20 protein-coding genes are annotated in these 19,482 nt (G+C 73.4%); 4 read left to right on the plus strand and 16 right to left on the minus strand.

Annotated features, from left to right (window positions below; translation table 11 throughout):
• Positions 1-174: 174 nt before the first annotated feature.
• Entirely contained in the window at positions 175-747 is a 573-nt protein-coding gene (locus tag AB0J08_RS12945) for a hypothetical protein (RefSeq protein ID WP_360631544.1), read from the plus strand.
• A gap of 56 nt (positions 748-803) precedes the next feature.
• On the opposite strand, the gene AB0J08_RS12950 is transcribed toward AB0J08_RS12945, so the two are convergent.
• The 4 genes from AB0J08_RS12950 to AB0J08_RS12965 form a co-directional block, all read right to left on the minus strand.
• Complete coding sequence (locus AB0J08_RS12950) at positions 804-1,931, minus strand: GuaB3 family IMP dehydrogenase-related protein (RefSeq protein WP_360631547.1); 1,128 nt, start codon at positions 1,929-1,931, stop codon at positions 804-806.
• Between the two features lie 181 nt (positions 1,932-2,112).
• Positions 2,113-3,615, minus strand: a complete 1,503-nt coding sequence (gene guaB, locus AB0J08_RS12955) for an IMP dehydrogenase (protein ID WP_360631550.1) — start codon at positions 3,613-3,615, stop codon at positions 2,113-2,115.
• Positions 3,616-3,873: 258 nt separating this feature from the next.
• Entirely contained in the window at positions 3,874-4,434 is a 561-nt protein-coding gene (gene shbA, locus AB0J08_RS12960; protein WP_206671019.1) for an RNA polymerase sigma factor ShbA, read from the minus strand.
• Between the two features lie 524 nt (positions 4,435-4,958).
• The gene (locus AB0J08_RS12965) at positions 4,959-5,570 is read right to left on the minus strand and encodes a response regulator transcription factor (RefSeq protein WP_014136228.1); all 612 of its coding nucleotides are present in this window, start codon (positions 5,568-5,570) and stop codon (positions 4,959-4,961) included.
• A gap of 559 nt (positions 5,571-6,129) precedes the next feature.
• Between AB0J08_RS12965 and AB0J08_RS12970 the strand changes: the two genes are divergently transcribed.
• Entirely contained in the window at positions 6,130-6,456 is a 327-nt protein-coding gene (locus tag AB0J08_RS12970; protein ID WP_360631553.1) for a WhiB family transcriptional regulator, read from the plus strand.
• Positions 6,457-6,535: 79 nt separating this feature from the next.
• Here the strand turns inward: AB0J08_RS12970 and AB0J08_RS12975 are convergent, their stop codons facing one another.
• The 3 genes from AB0J08_RS12975 to groES form a co-directional block, all read right to left on the minus strand.
• Entirely contained in the window at positions 6,536-7,543 is a 1,008-nt protein-coding gene (locus tag AB0J08_RS12975) for a LysR family transcriptional regulator (RefSeq protein WP_360631556.1), read from the minus strand.
• Positions 7,544-7,677: 134 nt separating this feature from the next.
• Positions 7,678-9,306 carry a chaperonin GroEL gene (gene groL / locus AB0J08_RS12980; RefSeq protein ID WP_360631559.1) on the minus strand — a complete coding sequence of 543 codons (1,629 nt, stop codon included), beginning with the start codon at positions 9,304-9,306 and terminating at the stop codon, positions 7,678-7,680.
• 133 nt (positions 9,307-9,439) lie between these two features.
• On the minus strand, positions 9,440-9,745 hold the full coding sequence (gene groES, locus AB0J08_RS12985) for a co-chaperone GroES (RefSeq protein ID WP_014136232.1): 306 nt from the start codon (positions 9,743-9,745) through the stop codon (positions 9,440-9,442).
• A 322-nt stretch (positions 9,746-10,067) separates the two neighbouring features.
• Between groES and AB0J08_RS12990 the strand changes: the two genes are divergently transcribed.
• On the plus strand, positions 10,068-11,243 hold the full coding sequence (locus tag AB0J08_RS12990; protein WP_360631563.1) for a class I SAM-dependent methyltransferase: 1,176 nt from the start codon (positions 10,068-10,070) through the stop codon (positions 11,241-11,243).
• 71 nt (positions 11,244-11,314) lie between these two features.
• Here the strand turns inward: AB0J08_RS12990 and AB0J08_RS12995 are convergent, their stop codons facing one another.
• The 5 genes from AB0J08_RS12995 to tsaB all read right to left on the minus strand — a co-directional run bounded on the left by AB0J08_RS12995 (position 11,315) and on the right by tsaB (position 14,867).
• A complete protein-coding gene (locus tag AB0J08_RS12995) occupies positions 11,315-12,220 on the minus strand; it encodes a polysaccharide deacetylase family protein (protein ID WP_360631566.1) in 906 nt (301 codons plus the stop codon).
• An 89-nt stretch (positions 12,221-12,309) separates the two neighbouring features.
• Positions 12,310-12,573 (minus strand): hypothetical protein, encoded by a 264-nt coding sequence (locus AB0J08_RS13000; protein ID WP_360631569.1) that lies wholly within the window; start codon positions 12,571-12,573, stop codon positions 12,310-12,312.
• Positions 12,570-13,658, minus strand: coding sequence for a tRNA (adenosine(37)-N6)-threonylcarbamoyltransferase complex transferase subunit TsaD (gene tsaD, locus AB0J08_RS13005; protein ID WP_360631572.1), 1,089 nt, complete (start codon positions 13,656-13,658; stop codon positions 12,570-12,572). The genes AB0J08_RS13000 and tsaD overlap by 4 nt, the downstream gene beginning before the upstream one ends.
• Positions 13,651-14,130 (minus strand): ribosomal protein S18-alanine N-acetyltransferase, encoded by a 480-nt coding sequence (gene rimI / locus AB0J08_RS13010; protein WP_360631656.1) that lies wholly within the window; start codon positions 14,128-14,130, stop codon positions 13,651-13,653. The genes tsaD and rimI overlap by 8 nt, the downstream gene beginning before the upstream one ends.
• Positions 14,131-14,210: 80 nt before the next feature.
• The gene (tsaB, locus tag AB0J08_RS13015) at positions 14,211-14,867 is read right to left on the minus strand and encodes a tRNA (adenosine(37)-N6)-threonylcarbamoyltransferase complex dimerization subunit type 1 TsaB (RefSeq protein ID WP_360631575.1); all 657 of its coding nucleotides are present in this window, start codon (positions 14,865-14,867) and stop codon (positions 14,211-14,213) included.
• 173 nt (positions 14,868-15,040) lie between these two features.
• Between tsaB and AB0J08_RS13020 the strand changes: the two genes are divergently transcribed.
• On the plus strand, positions 15,041-15,613 hold the full coding sequence (locus AB0J08_RS13020; protein ID WP_360631659.1) for a hypothetical protein: 573 nt from the start codon (positions 15,041-15,043) through the stop codon (positions 15,611-15,613).
• Between the two features lie 83 nt (positions 15,614-15,696).
• Here the strand turns inward: AB0J08_RS13020 and AB0J08_RS13025 are convergent, their stop codons facing one another.
• The 4 genes from AB0J08_RS13025 to alr all read right to left on the minus strand — a co-directional run bounded on the left by AB0J08_RS13025 (position 15,697) and on the right by alr (position 19,348).
• A complete protein-coding gene (locus tag AB0J08_RS13025) occupies positions 15,697-15,894 on the minus strand; it encodes a hypothetical protein (protein WP_360631578.1) in 198 nt (65 codons plus the stop codon).
• Between the two features lie 101 nt (positions 15,895-15,995).
• Positions 15,996-16,493: a tRNA (adenosine(37)-N6)-threonylcarbamoyltransferase complex ATPase subunit type 1 TsaE gene (gene tsaE / locus AB0J08_RS13030; RefSeq protein WP_360631581.1), complete on the minus strand. Its 498-nt coding sequence runs from the start codon at positions 16,491-16,493 to the stop codon at positions 15,996-15,998.
• Positions 16,494-16,745: 252 nt separating this feature from the next.
• Positions 16,746-18,155: an alpha/beta hydrolase gene (locus tag AB0J08_RS13035; protein WP_360631584.1), complete on the minus strand. Its 1,410-nt coding sequence runs from the start codon at positions 18,153-18,155 to the stop codon at positions 16,746-16,748.
• A complete protein-coding gene (gene alr, locus AB0J08_RS13040; RefSeq protein WP_360631587.1) occupies positions 18,152-19,348 on the minus strand; it encodes an alanine racemase in 1,197 nt (398 codons plus the stop codon). The genes AB0J08_RS13035 and alr overlap by 4 nt, the downstream gene beginning before the upstream one ends.
• Positions 19,349-19,482: the final 134 nt, after the last annotated feature.

Consider the following 19,482-nt stretch of genomic DNA (forward strand, 5'->3'; position numbering starts at 1 on the left):
CATCATCCCCTGTCCGGAGGGTCCGCGACCACCCGGCCCCCGGCCACCCTGGTCGCGGACCGGGAAGGCCCCGGCGCTCCGTGCCCGATCTGTGATCGAAAACTCTGTCCGGCCGCCCCCGGGCGCTGCTAGCGTTCGGCAGCTCACCGTCTTTCCGGGGGGATTTCGACGCCCATGACCGCACCCGCACCGGGCGCTGACGGCCGGTCGGACCGGCCGCGGACGGCCCCGCACTACTCCGTCGCACCGGAGCCGGAGACCCCCGAGGGCTACGTCCCCCCGGGCATGCCCGGCACGCCGGTGGCCGGTTACCGACCCACCCCCGCGGCCGGACCCGCCCCGCGCCGCCGGACCGGGCGCACCGCCGTCGCGATCGCCCTCGCCGTCGCCGCGATGCTGGCCGGCGCGCTGGCGTACGGGCTCGCGCCGGCCCGCGCGGCGACCACCGTCGGCTGGCTGGCCATCGCCCCGGCCGCCGCCGTCGCCTGGCCGCTCGGCCGGCTCGGCGGCCGGGGCCGCGCCCTGCCGCCGCTGGGCGCGCTGCTCGCGGCCGGCGCGCTCTTCCTCGGCCAGCTGATCGGCCTGATCCGCCGCCTGCACGAGCCGGCCGGCACCGCGTACGGCGAACTGCTCCGGGACGCCCTGACCGTCTGGCGCGCGGACCGCCGCCTGCTGGACGTGGCCTTCTACGGCATCGCCGTGATCGGCGGCTTCCTGCTCACCCGCCGCGCGGCCACCCGGGACTGAACGCGGGAGGCCCCCGCCGGATCGCGTCCGGCGGGGGCCTCCTGCACGGGGGCGGCTCAGCGGTGGTGGAGCGCCGGGTTGACGGTCACCTCGACCCGCTGGAACTCCTTGAGCTCCGTGTAGCCGGTGGTGGCCATCGCGCGGCGCAGCGCGCCGAACAGGTTCATGGTGCCGTCGGGGGTGTGCGACGGGCCGGTGAGGATCTCCTCGGTGGTGCCGACGGTGCCGAGGTTCACCCGCTTGCCGCGCGGCAGCTCCTCGTGGACGGCCTCCATGCCCCAGTGGAAGCCCTTGCCCGGAGCGTCGGTGGCACGGGCGAGTGCCGCACCGATCATCACCGCGTCGGCGCCGCAGGCGACGGCCTTGGGGATGTCGCCGCTGTAGCCGACACCGCCGTCCGCGATCACGTGCACGTAGCGGCCGCCGGACTCGTCCATGTAGTCACGGCGGGCGGCGGCGACGTCGGCGACGGCGCTGGCCATCGGCACCTGGATGCCGAGCACGTTGCGGGTGGTGTGGGCGGCGCCGCCGCCGAAGCCGACCAGCACGCCGGCCGCGCCGGTGCGCATCAGGTGCAGCGCGGCGGTGTAGGTGGCGCAGCCGCCGACGATGACCGGGACGTCCAGCTCGTAGATGAACTGCTTGAGGTTGAGCGGCTCGGCGCCGCTGGAGACGTGCTCCGCGGAGACGGTGGTGCCGCGGATGACGAAGACGTCGACGCCGGCGTCCACGACGGCCTTGGAGAACTCGGCGGTGCGCTGCGGGGAGAGCGCGGCGGCGGTGACCACGCCGGAGTCGCGGACCTCCTGGATCCGCTGCTTGATCAGCTCGGCCCGGATCGGCGCGGCGTAGATCTCCTGCAGGCGGCGGGTGGCGGCGGCCTCGTCGGTGAACGTGGCGATCTCGTCCAGCAGCGGCTGCGGGTCCTCGTAGCGGGTCCAGAGGCCTTCCAGGTTGAGCACGCCCAGACCGCCGAGGCGGCCGATGGCGATGGCCTGCTGCGGGGAGACCACGCTGTCCATCGGGGCGGCCAGGAACGGCAGCTCGAAGCGGTAGGCGTCGATCTGCCAGGCGATCGAGACCTCCTTCGGGTCCCGGGTGCGGCGGCTGGGGACGACGGCGATGTCGTCGAATGCGTACGCCCGGCGGCCGCGCTTACCTCGCCCGATCTCGATCTCAGTCACTTCGTTCGAGCCCTTCTGGTTTGTTGCTCATACCCGCCGGGTCACCCCGGCCGCCCCCAGTATCCCGCACCCGCTGTGACTCGCGCGCTCGCCTCCGAGGGCTGGGACCGCCGTCGGCGGTCCCGGCCTCGCGGACATGCGCGAGGGGCCCGCGGCTGCGGGCCCCTCGGTGTCCGGCGGGTCAGCGACTGGTGTAGTTCGGCGCCTCGACGGTCATCTGGATGTCGTGCGGGTGGCTCTCCTTGAGGCCCGCCGAGGTGATCCGGACGAACCGGCCCTTGCTCTCCATCTCGGCCACGGTGGCCGCGCCGACGTAGCCCATGGTCTGCCGCAGGCCGCCGACCAGCTGGTACAGCACGGCGGACAGCGGACCGCGGTAGGGCACCTGGCCCTCGATGCCCTCGGCGATCAGCTTCTCGTCCGAGGCCACCTCGGCCTGGAAGTAGCGGTCCTTGGAGTACGAGCGGCCCTGGCCGCGGGACTGCATCGCACCCAGCGAGCCCATGCCGCGGTAGGACTTGAACTGCTTGCCGTTGATGAAGAGCAGCTCGCCCGGGGACTCCTCGCAACCGGCCAGCAGCGAGCCCAGCATCACGGTGTCGGCACCGGCGGCGAGCGCCTTGCCGATGTCGCCGGAGTACTGCAGGCCGCCGTCGCCGATCACCGGCACGCCGGCCGCCCGGCACGCGAGCGCGGCCTCGTAGATGGCGGTGACCTGCGGGACGCCGATGCCGGCGACCACGCGGGTGGTGCAGATGGAGCCGGGGCCGACGCCGACCTTGACGCCGTCCACGCCGGCGTCGATCAGCGCCTGGGCGCCGTCACGGGTGGCGACGTTGCCGCCGACCACGTCGATGCCGACGGCGGCCTTGATCTTCGAGATCCAGGCCAGCGCGTTGTGGCTGTGGCCGTGCGAGGTGTCCACGACCAGGAAGTCCGCGCCCGCCTCGACCAGGGCCTGGGCCCGGTCGAACGCCTCGGCGCTGGCGCCGACGGCGGCGCCGACCAGCAGCCGGCCCTCGGCGTCCTTGGCGGCGTTCGGGTACTTCTCGGCCTTGACGAAGTCCTTGACGGTGATCAGGCCCTTGATCCGGCCCTCGTCGTCGACCAGCGGGAGCTTCTCGATCTTGTGGCGGCGCAGCAGAGCGATCGCGTCCTCGCCGGAGATACCGACCTTGCCGGTGATCAGCGGCATCGGGGTCATGATCTCGCGGACCTGACGGCTGCGGTCCGACTCGAAGGCCATGTCACGGTTGGTGACGATGCCGAGCAGCTTGCCCGCCTCGTCGGCGATCGGCACGCCGCTGATCCGGAACTTGGCGCAGAGCGCGTCCGCCTCGGCCAGGGTGGTCTGCGGGCCGACCGTGATCGGGTCGGTGACCATGCCGGACTCGGAGCGCTTCACCAGGTCGACCTGGTTGGCCTGGTCCTCGACCGAGAGATTGCGGTGCAGGACGCCGACGCCGCCCTGGCGGGCCATCGCGATCGCCATCCGCGCCTCGGTGACCTTGTCCATCGCCGCGGAGAGCAGCGGGATGTTGACGCGCACGTTCCGGGAGACCCGCGAAGAGGTGTCGACCTGGTTCGGCAGCACCTCGGAGGCCCCGGGCAGCAGCAGCACGTCGTCGTACGTGAGCCCGAGCATCGCGAACTTCTCGGGTACGCCTGCGGCGTTGTAGGACATTTGGGGGTACCTTCCGTGGCCGGCCTAATCCGCTCGCGCCCTGAGGGTGGGGCGCACTCCATCGCTCACTCGCTCAGGCCGCCGAAAGCTCGGTGCCATTGGAGGAACCTCCAGGGAAACCCCGCTCGCACCCACGGAACTTTGGCGACCCGCCCAGGCGCCGATACCCCATGGTACTGGCACCGCGAATGTGTCCTCGTGTGCCCTTGACAACACCCACCGGCCGTGGACCATTCCGGCCCCCACCAGGGCGGACGATCAGGAGGACTCCTCCGCGAGCGCCCGCAGCCGGCTGAGCGCCCGGTGCTGGGCGACCCGGACCGCGCCGGGCGACATCCCGAGCACCTCGCCGGTCTCCTCCGCCGACAGCCCGGCGGCCACTCGCAGCAGCACCAGCTCGCGCTGACGCGCCGGCAGGTTGGAGAGCAGTTCCTTGGCCCAGGCCGCGTCACTGCTGAGCAGCGCCCGCTCCTCGGGGCCGAGCGCCTCGTCCGGCACCTCCGGCAGGTCGTCCTGCGGGACGACCGTCGAGCCGGGGCCGCGCATCGCGGCCCGCTGCAGGTCGGCGATCTTGTGCGCGGCGATGCCGTAGACGAAGGCCTCGAACGGGCGGCCCTGGTCCCGGTAGCGCGGCAGCGCGCAGAGCACGGCGACGCAGACCTCCTGGGCGACGTCGTCCACGTGGTGCCGGGCCCCGCCCGGCAGCCGGACCAGTCGGCCCCGGCAGTAGCGCAGCGCCAGCGGGTGCACGTAGGCGAGCAGGGCGTCGATCGCCGGGCCCTCGCCCCGGACGGCGGCCGCGACCAGCTCGCCGACCAGCGGGGAGCCGCCGGTGCCGAGCACCGGGGCCCGACCGGAGCCCGGCTCGCCGGAGCCGTGGTCGGAGCCGCGCTCGGGGCCCTGCCCGGGCTCGCCGTCGCCGAGATCCGCGTACGACTGACCGCGACCCGGTCCGGAGGGCTCGGCCTCCATCGGGTCAGCCTCGCCGGAAGTACCGGCAACGTCGTCACGCATCGGTCCATGGTGCCTGGTCGAACGGGAAAACGCGGCACCGCGTCCGGAGTTGTGCACCGGAACGTTATGCGGTGCGGCGCCGGGCACCGCGCCACCGCGCACCACCGGCCCCTCCTGCACCGTGCCGCCTCCCGCCCCGCCGCCGTCGGTGGTCCCGTCCGTCGCGCCGTTCGCCGAGTGTCCCGCGGCTCCGTGGTTCGCCGCAGTGCCTGTCCGCTGGTCCCCGAGGTGCTCCACACCTCCATGGTGCAACCTCGGGACCGTAACGTCATACGCCCCTGCGAAGGGAACCGCGACCAGCGCGCCGCGGCCGGCGGAACCGGCGGTGATCAGCGGACCAGGCCCCACCGGAAGCCCAGGGCCACCGCGTGCGCGCGGTCCGAGGCGCCGAGCTTCTTGAACAGCCGTCGGGCGTGGGTCTTCACGGTGTCCTCGGAGAGGAAGAGCTCGCGGCCGATCTCGGCGTTGCTGCGGCCGTGGCTCATGCCCTCCAGCACCTGGATCTCACGTGCCGTCAGCGTCGGCGCGGCGCCCATGTCGGGGCTGCGCAGCCGGCGCGGGGCGAGCCGCCAGGTCGGGTCGGCGAGCGCCTGGGTGACGGTCGCCCGCAGTTCGGCGCGCGAGGCGTCCTTGTGCAGGTACCCGCGGGCACCGGCGGCCACCGCGAGGGCGACGCCGTCGAGGTCCTCCGCGACGGTGAGCATGATGATCCGCGCACCCGGGTCGGCGGACAGCAGCCGGCGGACCGTCTCGACCCCGCCGAGGCCGGGCATCCGGACGTCCATCAGAACGAGATCGGAGCGGTCGGCCACCCAGCGGCGGAGGACCTCCTCCCCGTTCGTCGCGGTGGTGACCCGGTCGACGCCGGGTACGGTCGCGACCGCGCGGCGAAGCGCCTCGCGGGCGAGCGGGGAATCGTCGCAAACGAGAACGGAAGTCATGACCGTCGTCCTCCGCAGCTGATCCGCGTCACGTTGAGCCTCCTGGCTGGTACGAATCTCTCCGACACGGCCGATTGGCGACGGACTCCGTGCCGATCGCCTGAACTTCCCGCGATCGTTCCCGACGTCCGGCGCCCGCTAACCGCCTCCGCACTTCCAACGACCGTCACTCGAATGAGTTACGGCTTTCAGGGCCATCTCCACCACTGTACGTGGCCGACCCGTTACCGATCAGCCACCTCGCGGTGCACACGCCGCACTTTTGTGCAGCTCGTGCGCGGTGGGCGCACGACCCGCACGCCGGTGCGGAGCGTCGTGCGCCCGTCGACCACCCGATTGCCACGTCCGCGCCCGCCGAACTCCATGCCCACTTTGCCCGTTTTTATAGCTTTTGTATGGTCATTGACTGTTGTGCCACTCTGTGGGTGACTTGTCCATGGAGTTGCCGTAAGTCATATTTCCAGGTGTCCACATCAGCGCATCGAAGCCTCGCCGTGCCGCGCAGCCCAGCCCGCCGATGGCCGGTCCGCGGCCGCCGAGCCTCTGAAGGGAATGAGCCATGGCAGATTTCTCCCGCCTCCCCGGCCCCAACGCCGATCTCTGGGACTGGCAGCTCTCCGCGGCTTGCCGCGGCGTGGACAGCTCGCTCTTCTTCCACCCCGAGGGGGAGCGCGGCGCCGCGCGCAGCTCGCGCGAGGCGAGCGCCAAGGAGGTCTGCATGCGCTGCCCGGTACGCACCGAATGCGCGGCGCACGCGCTGGCGGTCCGTGAACCGTACGGCGTCTGGGGAGGCCTGACCGAGGACGAGCGCGAGGAGATGATGGGCCGCTCGCGCAACCGCCTGGTGGAGGTCCCGCTGGTCGCGCCGACGGGGCTGTCGCGCTAGACACGCACCCGTTTCGCGCTGTGAAGAAACGTTTCTTCTCGGTGCCCGGGGCCGTCGGCCCGCCCGCCCGAGGGCTCGGTCAGCGCCCGGCCGCCGCGCCCGCCAGCCGCTCCAGCATCAGCGCCACCGCCGGCACCTCGGCGAGGTCCGGCAGGGTCAGGGCGACCACCTGTCGCACCGCCGGCGCCCCCGAGGCGGTCCGCACCTGCACCTCCGACACGCCGTCGGGGCGCACCGACTCCAGCGCCAGCCCCGGTAGCACCGCCACCCCCAGCCCGGCCGCCACCAGGCCGACCACCGCCGGGTAGTCGTCGGTCGCGAAGTCGATCCGGGGCTCAAAACCCGCCCCCGCGCAGAGTTCCACCAGGTGCCCCCGGCACTGCGGGCAGCCGGCGATCCACTGCTCCCCCGCCAGCTCGGCGAGTTCCACCGGCCCCCGCCCGCCGCCGCGCCCCGCCAGCGGGTGCGCGGCGGGCAGCAGGCCGACCAGCGGGTCGTCCAGCAGCGGGGTGACCACCAGATCGGACCAGTCGGTGGTGGCACTGAGCTGCTGGGCCTCCAGGTTGGCCTCGGCCCGGGCCTCGCGCGGCGTGCCGTGCGCGGGAGCGGGCGCCGGGGCGCCGCCGGGCGCCTGCGGATAGCGGAAGGCCAGCGCGATCTCGCACTCGCCGCCGCGCAGCATCGCCAGCGACTCCGGCGGCTCGGCCTCGACCAGCGACACGCGCACCCCCGGATGGCTGTCCCGCAGCCGGGCGACGGCCGGCGGCACCAGGGTGGAACTCGCGGTCGGGAAGGAGACCAGCCGCACCCGCCCGGCCCGCAGTCCGGCGATCGCCGCGACCTCCTCCTCGGCCGCGGAGAGCCCGGCCAGGATTCCGGTGGCATGCTTGAGCAGCACCCGCCCGGCCTCGCTCAGCTGCATGCCGCGCCCCGAACGGACCACCAGCGGCGTGTCCACCGACTTCTCCAGGGCCTTCATCTGCTGGCTGATGGCGGGCTGCGTACAGCCCAGCTCACGGGCGGCGGCGGAGAAGGAGCCAGTGCGGGCGACAGCACGCAGTACGCGCAGGTGGCGGGCCTCGATCATGCCTCAGTTATAAGGCAATCTTTACGTTATGCAAAATTCAACTGATAGTTGAAGAGTGAAGCGCGGGACACGCCGCAGGCCCGGCCCGTACCCCCGAGGGGGCGCGGACCGGGCCTGCGGTCACTGATCAGGCGTCAGTGGGAGTGGCCGTGACCACCGTGCGAGTGGCCGTTGTCGGCCTCCTCTTCCTTCTTCTCCACCACGAGGGTCTCGGTGGTGAGCAGCAGGGAGGCGATCGACGCGGCGTTCTCCAGCGCGGAGCGGGTGACCTTGACCGGGTCGATGACGCCGGCCTTCAGCAGGTCGCCGTACTCGCCGGTGGCCGCGTTGAAGCCGTGACCGGCCTCCAGCTCGGCGACCTTGTGGGTGATGACGTAACCCTCGAGGCCGGCGTTCTGGGCGATCCAGCGCAGCGGCTCGGCGAGCGCCTTGCGGACGACCGCGACACCGGTCGCCTCGTCGCCCTCCAGGCCCAGGCCGCCCTCCAGCACCTTGGCGGCGTGGACGAGGGAGGCGCCACCACCGGCGACGATGCCCTCCTCGACCGCGGCACGGGTCGCCGAGATGGCGTCCTCCAGGCGGTGCTTGCGCTCCTTCAGCTCCACCTCGGTGGCGGCGCCGACCTTGATGACGCAGACGCCGCCGGCCAGCTTGGCCAGGCGCTCCTGCAGCTTCTCGCGGTCCCAGTCGGAGTCCGTGTTGGCGATCTCGCCCTTGATCTGGGCGACGCGGCCGGCCACGGCCTCGCTGTCACCGGCACCGTCGACGACGGTGGTCTCGTCCTTGGTGATCGTCACGCGGCGGGCGGTGCCCAGCACGTCCAGACCGGCCTGGTCGAGCTTGAGGCCGACCTCCTCGGAGATGACGGTGGCACCGGTCAGGGTGGCCAGGTCGCCCAGGATCGCCTTGCGGCGGTCACCGAAGCCCGGGGCCTTGACGGCGACCGCGTTGAAGGTGCCGCGGATCTTGTTCACCACGAGGGTGGACAGCGCCTCGCCGTCGACGTCCTCGGCGATGATCAGCAGCGGCTTCGAGGAGCCGCCCTGCAGGATCTTCTCCAGCAGCGGCAGCAGCTCCTGGATGGAGGAGATCTTGCCCTGGTTGATCAGGATGTACGGGTCCTCCAGGACCGCCTCCTGCCGCTCCGCGTCGGTGACGAAGTACGGCGACAGGTAGCCCTTGTCGAACTGCATGCCCTCGGTGAAGTCCAGCTCCACACCGAAGGTGTTGGACTCCTCGACGGTGATGACACCGTCCTTGCCGACCTTGTCGATCGCCTCGGCGATCAGCTCGCCGACCTGGGTGTCCTGCGCGGAGAGGGACGCGACGGCGGCGACGTCGTCCTTGCCCTCGATCTCGCGGGCGATGGAGAGCAGGTGCTCGGAGACGGCGGCGACGGCCTTGTCGATGCCCTTCTTCAGGGCGGCCGGGCCGGCACCGGCGGCGACGTTGCGCAGACCCTCGTTGACCAGGGCCTGGGCCAGCACGGTGGCGGTCGTGGTGCCGTCACCCGCGACGTCGTTGGTCTTGGTGGCGACCTCCTTGACGAGCTGCGCGCCAAGGTTCTCGTACGGGTCGTCCAGCTCGACCTCACGCGCGATGGTGACGCCGTCGTTGGTGATCGTCGGGGCACCGAACTTCTTGTCGATGACGACGTTGCGGCCCTTGGGGCCGATGGTCACCTTGACGGTGTCGGCCAGCTTGTTGACACCGCGCTCCAGCGAGCGGCGGGCGTCCTCGTCGAACTGCAGGATCTTCGCCATGTTCCCTATTCCCTCGGGGCTGCGGCCGGCACGCCGGCCACCGGACTTACGTGAACCAACAACCACGCCCCGGGCCCCTGTCACTGGGACACGGATCCGGGGCGGGCTGGAACGTCTTACTTCTCGGTGCTGCTTACTTCTCGATGATGGCGAGAACGTCGCGCGCCGAGAGGACGAGGTACTCCTCGCCCTGGTACTTCACCTCGGTGCCGCCGTACTTCGAGTACAGGACGATGTCACCGACGGCGACGTCGAGCGGCAGACGCTGGCCGTCCTCGAAGCGGCCCGGGCCGACAGCCAGGACGACGCCCTCCTGGGGCTTCTCCTTGGCGGTGTCCGGGATAACCAGGCCGGAGGCCGTGGTGGTCTCGGCGTCGAGCGGCTGGACCACAATGCGGTCCTCGAGCGGCTTGATGGCAACCTTGCTGCTGGTGGTCACGTCCGAGCTCCCCTTCGGAGATTACGGGGTTTTCTAACAGGTAGTTGGCGAACCTGCGGGCCTGCCGTCGCGGGGGTCAGACACACGTCGTCGCGTTAGCACTCACCATGGGGAGAGTGCCAAGGACGACCATAGGCCGCGGTTAGCACTCAGTCAACCAGAGTGCCAACGGCGCGCCCGAACGGTTCGGACGGCGGGTGTCCGGCCGCACTCCTGTGCGATGCCGCGGCCGGGTCCCCGCCCGCTCCGCCACCCGCCACGCACCCGCCCCGGTCCGCCCGGTCCGGGGCGGGCGGACGCCCCGACCGGGGAGAATGACGGGGTGGAGACCGAGAACCTGCAGCCCCTGCTGACCCCCGAGGGGCAGTCCCTGCTCGCCGAGCTGCGCGAGTTCACGCCCGAGGAGGAGCTCGCGCTGGCGACCAGGCTGCGCCGGGAGCACTCGGCGGACCTGGTCTCGGCCGCGTTCGGGCAGGCCCGGCTGCGGCAGCGGGCGCGGGCGAAGTTCGGCGCGGACGCCGACCTGATGTACTTCACGGCCAACGGCGTCGAGCAGTCCACCCGGCGCAGCGTCGCCGAGTGGCGGGCCCGGCGGTTCGCCGGCCTGGGCGTGCGCCGGCTGGCCGACCTCTGCTGCGGGATCGGCGGGGACGTCCTGGCGCTGGCCCGGGCCGGGATCGAGGTGCTGGCCGTCGACCGGGACCCGGCGGCCTGCGCGGCCACCGCCGCGAACGCCGCCGCGCTGGGCCTGGCGGACCTCGTCGAGGTGCGGTGCGCGGACGTCGCCGACATCGACGTCACCGGCTACGACGCGGTCTTCACCGATCCGGCCCGCCGCACCGCGCGCGGCCGGGTGTTCGACCCCGAGGCGTACGCCCCGCCGCTCTCCTGGGCGATCGAGGCCGGCCGGCGCGCCCCGATCGGCGCGCTCAAGGTGGCCCCGGGCATTCCGCACGAGGCCGTACCGGCCGACGCGGAGGCCGAGTGGGTCTCCGACCACGGCGACGTCAAGGAGGCGGTGCTCTGGTTCGGCACCGGAGCCGGGCACCCGCACCGCGCCACCCTGCTGCCGCACGGCGCCTCGCTGACCGGCGGCGACCTGCCCGACCCGCCGGCCGGCCCGGTCGGCCGCTACCTCTACGAGCCGGACGGCGCGGTGATCCGGGCGCACCTGGTCGCCGAGGTGGCCGCGCAGGTGCACGGCCGGCTGATCGACCCGAAGATCGCCTACCTCACCTCGGACCGACTGGTCGCCACCCCGTACGCGCACGCCTTCGAGCTGACCGACGTGCTGCCGTTCCACATCAAGAAGCTGAAGGCGCTGCTGCGCGAGCGGGCCGTCGGCACCGTGGTGATCAAGAAGCGGGGAATGGCGATCACCCCGGAGGAACTGCGCCGCCAGCTGAAGCTGAGCGGGCCGAACAGCGTCACGGTGATCCTCTGCCGCACCGACCGGGGCCCGCTGATGATGCTCGGGCAGCCGGTGACGCTCCCGTAGACCCGGCCGGGCGCGGGGCCCGGGCCGGGCGCAGACCGGTCCGGGCCCGGGCCGCCCGGGCCGGGCCCGGGTCAGGTGGCGGGCGCCTGGATGTAGTCCTCCAGCCGGGCCACCGCGAAGCCCTGCTCCTGGATGCGGGCCAGCAGCTCCCCGAACATCTGCGTCATCGTCTCGCCCTTGAGGTCCTTCGGCCCCCGGAAGTGGGCGAGGACGATGTCGCCGGGCCGCAGCTTCTTGTCCGCCGCCTGGTACTGCATGTCGTGGATCTGCATCGACTCGCGCCAGAGCACGATCGCGCGCGGCCCGCACTGCTGCACCGAGGTGTTCAGCGCCGGGGTGTTGGCACCGTCCCCGTACGGCGGGCGGAACAGCAGCGGCGCGCTGCCGTACTGCTGGGTCAGCGCTGACTGGGCGTCGCAGACCTCGGACTTCTGCTTCTCCGGCGTGACCTTGCTCATCTGGGCGTGGTCCACGGTGTGGTTGTGGATGTGGTTGCCGAGCGCCTGGAGCGGCTTGAAGTAGCCGTAGTTCTCCTTGACGATGTCCCGGGTCAGGAACATCGAGATCGGCACCTTGAGGTCGGTCAGCATCTCGACGAACTTCGGGTCCTTCTCGGCGCCGTCGTCGATGGTGACGAAGACGACCTTGTCGGCGGTCTTCACCTCGCTGAACACCGGTACGACGCCGGTCCGTTCGAGCTTGATCGGCTTGTCCGCGGGCGCCGCGGGAGCGGGCGGCAGCGGCTTGAGGTTCCACTTCGCCCAGGCCGCCGCGTCCCCGGCGGCGGGCGCCGCGGCGGGCGTCGGGTTCGCAGCGGGAGGCGTCCGCGGTGCGGTGGCAGCGGCCGTCGGCGTCGTGGCGGCGGTGGCCGCCGGCCCGGCGCCCGCACCGCCGCTGCCACAGCCGGTGGCGGCGGCCACCAGGGCCAGCGCCCCCACCGCGTACGTCCTCGTCCTGCCCCGCCCGTGCCACTTCACCGCGCCGCGCTCCCCGGTACCGTCCAGCTGTTCCTCAGCTATGCACGGTAACGGTCAGCTGTTCGGTTCCAGGACAGGCTTGCGAACGGCTACTCCACATGCTCGCTGACGAAGGACCAGCGGTGCACCGGACGGCCGATCAGCCCGGCGGGCGGCTCGGCGAGCGCCACCGGCTCCGCCGTCCACCAGGTGATCAGCAGCACGCGGTCGCCCGGAGCGCCGAACAGCTCGGCGCGGACCAGGCCGGCCGAGCCGCGCAGCGTGGGCAGCGCGACCTCGCGGACCCAGGCGGACAGGTCGGCGCCGCGGCCGTCGGCGGCCCGCGCCTCCCACATCGCGGCGGTGGTGGTCACCGCCCGCCGCCCAGCGCCTGGTACGCCTGGCCGTGCACGTCCGTGTGCGGGACGTGGACCTCGGTGACGGGCAGCGAGGAGTCGGCCGAGAGGTCGAAGGCCGAGGGCGCGCGGTCGCGCCAGACCATCTCGGACCCCAGCGCGGCGACCATCGCGCCGTTGTCGGTGCACAGGCCCGGGCGCGGCACCCGCAGCCGGATGCCCGCCTTGTCGCAGCGCTGCTGGGCCATCTCGCGCAGCCGCGAGTTGGCCGCCACCCCGCCGCCGATCATCAGGTGGTCGACGCCGTTGTCCTTGCAGGCCCTGACCGCCTTGCGGGTCAGCACATCGGTGACCGCCTCCTGGAACGAGGCCGCCACATCGGCGATCGGCACCTCCTCGCCGGCCCGGCGCCTGGCCTCCACCCAGCGGGCGACGGCGGTCTTCAGGCCGGAGAAGGAGAAGTCGTACGCCGGGTCCTTCGGGCCGCTCAGACCGCGCGGGAAGGCGATCGCCTTGCGGTCGCCCTCGCGGGCGGTGCGGTCGACCACCGGTCCGCCGGGGAAGCCCAGGCCGAGCACCCGGGCGACCTTGTCGAAGGCCTCGCCGGCCGCGTCGTCGATGGTCGCGCCGAGCGGACGGACGTCGCTGGTGATGTCCTCGCTGAGCAGCAGCGAGGAATGCCCGCCGGAGACCAGCAGGGCCATCGTGGGCGAGGGCAGGCGGCCGTGCTCCAGCTGGTCCACGCAGATGTGCGAGGCCAGGTGGTTGACCCCGTAGAGCGGCTTGTCCAGCGCCCAGGCGTAGGCCTTGGCCGCGCTCACGCCGACCAGCAGCGCACCCGCCAGGCCCGGGCCGGCGGTGACGGCGATGCCGTCCAGGTCACTCGCCTTGACCCCGGCGGTGTCCAGGGCGCGCTGGATGGTCGGGACCATCGCCTCCAGGTGCGCGCGGCTGGCGATCTCGGGCACCACACCGCCGAACCGGGCGTGGTCGTTGACGCTGGAGGCCACCGCGTCGGCGAGCAGGGTGGTGCCGCGCACGATGCCGACGCCGGTCTCGTCGCAGGAGGTCTCGATGCCGAGGACGAGCGGTTCGTCAGCCATGGCGGTCTTCCTTCGGGTCCTTCGGTTCGGTACGGGGGTTGTCGAGGCGCATCACCAGCGCGTCGATGCCGGCCGGCTGGTAGTAGTTGCGCCGGATGCCGACCGCCTCGAAGCCGAAGCGCTCGTAGAGCCGTTGGGCGCGCGGGTTGTCCACCCGCACCTCCAGCAGCAGTTCGGCGCAGTCGCGCCGAGCGGCCTCCCGGATCAGGTCGGTGAGCAGCGCAGCGCCGAGGCCGGTGCCCTGGTGCCGCCGGTCGACGGCAATGGTCTGCACATCGCCCTCGCCGGCCACCGCCATCAGTCCGGCGTAACCGACGATCGCGCCGTCGGCGGCGGTGGCCACGGTGTAGTGGCGGGTGCCACCGGGGTGGGCCTCGGCCAGCTCGGACCAGTACATCCCGGTGGACCAGGCGTCCTCGGGGAAGAGCTCCAGCTCCAGCTCCATCACCGGGGCGATGTCCCACCAGCGCATCGGGCGCAGGGTGGCACCGCCGGTCACGCCGGTCACGCCGTTCGGGCCGGTCCGGCCGTCGTCGGGGCCGTTCGGGCCGGTCACGCCGGGAGCACCGCCTTGTAGCCGGCGGGCACCTGGGCGTCCGGGCGGCGCAGGTAGAGCGGCACGTTGGGCAGCAGCTCCCGGCCGGCGGCCAGCTCGGCGGCCGCGAAGTCGGCCAGCGCGCCGGCCGAGACGTGCTCCGGCCCGTGCGCCCCCGGGAACGCCTCCGGGTACAGCAGCGCGCCGGCGCCGACGGCCCGCGGCCGGGGTGCCAGCTCGGCCGGGCGGTCCACGGCGGGGCCCTCGGTGCGGCGGCCCTCCGCGTCGTACGAGGCCCAGTAGACCTCCTTGCGCCGCGCGTCGGTCGCCACCGTGAACGGCCGCCCGGCGAGGCCCTCGGCGCGGGCCCGGTGGGCGATCGCGTCCAGGGTGCAGACACCGTGCACCGGTACGCCCAGCGCGTGGCCGAGCGCGGCGGCGGTCACCAGACCGACCCGCAGACCCGTGTAGGGGCCGGGGCCGACACCCACCGCGATGCCGGTCAACCGGTGCTTGTCGACGCCGGCCTCCCGCAGCACCCGGTCGATGGCGGGAAGGAGCAGCTCACCGTGGCGCCTGGCGTCGACCTGGTCGGTCTCGGCCAGGACGGCCGAGCCGTCATGGACGGCGGCGGTGACGGCGGGGGTGGCGGTGTCGAACGCGAGCAGCAGCACGGGTCAAGGTTAGACCGGACGGAGCCGTGGCCCACTGCCGGTCTTGGTCCGCCCGATCGACAAGGCGTCCGGGTTCGGAACACACGTCCTACGGGGTGCGGGTGCGGGCGAGGGACCTGGCACGATGGGGCCGACGGATTTCGGGACGGCGGTGGGAGCGACACGTGGCGAAGATGGGTCCTGGAGTGGTGGTCACCGGGCTGACCCTGGGGGCCCTGGCGGTGGTGAGCCTGCTGGCCTTCCAGGCCAACGGCGCACAGGACCGCGCGGGAGCCACCCGGCCGAGCGCGAGCACGACCGCCCCGTCGAGCGCACCGTCCGCCTCGGCCACCCCGACCGCTTCGGCCACCCCGACCGTCCCGACCCTGCCGGCCAGCTCGGGCAGCGGGCTGCGGGTCGTCTACTCGGTCGGCAGCCACTACGTCTGGCTGGTCGATCCCAAGAAGAACCCGCAGGTGGTGGCCTCCTTCGCGGTCACCCCGGGCTCGGTGGAGCCGACCCCCGGCAGCTACTCGGTGTACAGCCGGACGCCCACCACCACCGGTACGGACGGCCGGCAGATCGAGCACGTGGTGCGCTTCGCCCAGCAGAACGGCGTGGTGTTCGGCTTCAGCGCGGCGGTGGACGGGGCCACCCCGACCGCCGACCCGAAGGCCAAGACCGGCGGCATCCGCAGTGGTCGACCGGAGGGTCAGCTGATCTGGGACTTCGCGCCGAACGGCATCAAGGTCGTCGTGGTCGCCTGAGGATGCGGGCGTGCGGGGGCGCGCCTTCGGGCGCGTCCGGTTCAGGTGCGCCCGGCCCGGGCGCGTGCGGGCGGGCCCGGGGGTCAGGCCGCGCGGCGGGTTTCGGTCACGGGCTCGGCGGGCGTCGCACTCTCGCGCCGCTCCGGCGGGGTGGAGACCGCCTCCGCGGCCGCACATGCGGCCAGCAGGGCTCGCATCGACCCGCCCTGAACGCTGCGGGCGGGCTCTCCGGCCCCGGTACCGCGCGGCGCGCGCTCCGGGGCGGGGGTGGTGCTCGACATGGCGCCTCCCTAGTTAGGCAGACCTAACCGCAGCACCTATCCCATCACGCCCGGCACCCCGCCCGCAACACTTTCCCGACAGTCTGTCGGCATCGGTCGGCTCAGGCCAGCGCGGCCAGCTCCACCCCGGTCCAGCGCGGGCCGATCCCGGTCAACCGCACCTGGCGCGGGTCCAGGTCGTCCCCGTCCGCCGTGCCGCCGATGGCACGCTCGATCCGGACCTCCAGCCGGTCCTCGGCGAGCCGCTCGACCTTGCCCTCGCCCCACTCGACCACCACCACCGACTCCGGCAGCGAGACGTCCAGGTCGAGGTCCTCCATCTCGTCCAGGTCCCCGCCCAGCCGGTACGCGTCCACGTGCACCAGTGCCGGGCCGCCGACCAGCGAGGGGTGCACCCGGGCGATCACGAAGGTCGGCGAGGTGACCGCCCCGCGCACCTGGAGACCCTCCCCCAGGCCCCGGGTGAGCGTGGTCTTGCCCGCCCCGAGCTCGCCCGAGAGCAGCACCAGGTCCCCCGGCCGCAGCAACGCGGCCAGCTCCCGGCCGAGCCGGCCCATCCGCTCGGGAGTGGCGACGGTGAGAGTGGCGTGCGAGCCCATGCGCGATTCAAGCCCTTCGGTCCGTACTGCGGCGCACCGACCGCCGGGCGCCTCCGCTACGGTGCCACATCCCGCCCGCCCGTGCGCCGGGCCCGGCCTGTCCCGCCGTGATCGGCCCTGGGCCCCGACCGGCCGCCCGAGCCGAAACCCGCCCCCGGAAGGTTCCAGGCCCGCGCCACGGTGCTCGCTCCGATCCCCGTTCCCGGCGCGCCCCTGCCACGTCCGGATCCCGCGCCCGGGCCACCGGAGCGGCTACTCCGACTCCCCCAGCGAGGGCGGCAGCGGCGCCGCGCCGCGGCGGTCGACCGCCTGCTTGAGCAGGGCGACCAGGCGCTGGTCGACGAGGTCGGGGCGCTCCAGCATCACCAGGTGCCCGGCGTCCTCCACCAGGAGCAGCTCGGCGCCGGGCAGCTGCTCGGCCATCGCCTCGCTGTGCGCGGGCGGGGTCAGCAGGTCCTTGGTACCGGCGAGCACCAGCGTGGGGATGCCCCGCAGGGCCGCCAGCGCGGCGGTCTTCTCGTGCGCACCGAAGACCGGGTAGAACTCGGCCACCACGTCGATCGGGGTGGCGTCCAGCAGTTGTTCGGCGAACCGGACCACACCCGGGTCGACGTCCTTCCCGCCGAAGGAGAACCTCCGGTAGAAGACGGCGCTGACGTCCGCGCCCAGTCGCCGGGTCGCCTCCACCAGCTCGACCTGACGGCCGAGGAGCTTCATCACCCCGGGCGCGACCTTCTTGAACAGCTTGGCGCCGACCGCCGGCAGACCGAGCGTCACGGCCTCCCAGTCCCCCGCCAGCGTGCCGATCAGCGCGACCCCGGCGACCCGCTCCCGGAACAGCTCCGGGTCCTGGTCGGCCAGCGCCATCACCGTCATGCCGCCCATCGAGTGACCGACCAGGACGAGCGGGCCGGTCGGCGCGACGGCTTCGATCACCGCCCTGAGGTCCCCGCCCAGTTGGTCGATGCTCGCGGGCTCACCGGCCAGGTACGAGCGGGAGCGCTCGGACCGGCCATGGCTGCGCTGGTCCCAGAAGACCAACCGCACGCCCTCGCGCAGCGCGGCCCGCTGGAAGTGCCAGCTGTCCTGGTTGAGGCAGTAGCCGTGGCAGAAGATCACGGTCAGCGGCTCGCGTCGGGCGACGGCGGCGGGGCCGAGGCCCGACCGTCGACCGGCCCGCACCAGCGCGCCGGAGCCGCCCAGCAGGCCGGGCAGTCCGCTGCGGTCGACCGGCTCCTCGCCGCTCCCGGCGCCGTCCCCCCGACGGCGGACGAACCAGCCGCGGCGGCCGGTACCGGCACCGGGCCCGGTTTCGCCGTCCGTCGCGTCCTCGCCGGGTGCCGGGGCCTCGGGGCGCACCCGGACGGGGTCGGGCCAACCGGTGCCGTCCAGCTCGACGTACAGCTCGGTGCCGTCCGCGGCGGCCACCGTGCGCGGACGCCCGCGCAGCGAGCCGTACGGGGCGTTGGCATCCAGCTCCGCGCGCGCCCGGCGGCGGGTCGCCCGACTGACGGTGAGCCGCTCAATCGCCACGCCGGCGGCCGCACCGGCCGCGACCACGCCGACCGAGATGCCGATCAGGCCGGCCCGGCTCACTCCGGAGGCCGCACTCGCTGCCTTGGCCACCGCCGCGACCGAGCCGGAGCCGGCCTCCTCGCTCATACGGCCGGGCCCTCGGCGATCGCACCGACGTAGCGGCGCGGCACCCGGGCACCGATCCGGGTCACGATCTCGTAGGAGATGGTGCCGCAGGCCCGGCCCCAGTCCTCGGCGGTCGGTTCGCCCTGCTCGCCGTTGCCGAACAGCAGCACCTCGTCACCGACCGCGGGGGTGTCCCCGCCGAGGTCGACGACGAACTGGTCCATCGCGACCCGGCCGGCCACCGTGCGCCACTTGCCGGCGATCTGCACCGGGCCGGTGCCGCTGGCGTGCCGGGGGATGCCGTCGCTGTAGCCGACCGGGACCAGGCCCAGGGTGGTCGGGCCCGGCGTCGTGTAGTGGTGGCCGTAGCTGACGCCGTGCCCACCCGGGACGTGCTTGACCAGCGCCAGCCGGGCGGTCAACGCCATCACCGGGCGCAGCCCGAAATCGGCCGGCGACCCGACCTCCGGGACGGGCGAGAGCCCGTACATCGCCAGACCGGTACGGACCATGTCGTAGTGCGACTGCGGGAGCAGCAGGGTGGCCGGCGAGTTGGCGAGGTGGCGGACCGCAGGGCGCAGCCCGGCCGCCTCGGCGTACGCCAGCGCCTCGCGGAACGCGTCCAGCTGGGCCTGGACGGAGGGGTGGCCCGGCTCGTCGGCCGCCGCGAAGTGCGACCAGACGCCGACCACCGCGAGCAGGCCCTCGGACTCGGCACGGCGGGCCGCGGCGACCAGCTCGGGCCAGTCGTGCGGCTGGCAGCCGTTGCGACCGAGGCCGGTGTCGGCCTTCAGGTGCACCCTGGCCGGGACGCCGGTCGCCCGGACGGCGGCGAGCAGCTCGTCCAGTGCCCACTGGGCGCTGACGGAGACGTCGACGTCGGCGAGCAGCGCCTCGCGCCAGGGGCCGCCCGGGGTCCAGAGCCAGCAGAGGATGCGAGCCTGGTCGGGACGGATCCCGGCGGCGCGCAGGGCCAGCGCCTCCTGCGGGAGCGCCGTACCCAGCCACCCGATGCCCGCGGCGACCGCCTCGCGGGCACAGCGGACCGCGCCGTGGCCGTAGGCGTCCGCCTTGACCGTGGCCATCACCGTGGCGGCGCCGACGCGCTCGCGCAGCGCGGCGAGGTTGCCGCGCAGGGCGGCCAGATCGATGGTCGCCTCGGCCCGGACGCCGTCGGTGAGGGTGGCCGTGCCGGTCGTGTTCGCAGTTGTCATCAGGGTCAGTCTCCCAGACGTCTCATCGTCCTCGCCGAACGGCCCGTCGGCGCGGCGGACCGGCGCCCACCCGCCGACCGGCCCGTACACCCCACCACCTCGTCCCGGACGCCCCCGAAGCACCACCGGTTCCC

Origin of the sequence: Kitasatospora sp. NPDC050463, from assembly GCF_040655255.1 — a bacterium.
Classification (GTDB): Bacteria; Actinomycetota; Actinomycetes; order Streptomycetales; family Streptomycetaceae; genus Kitasatospora.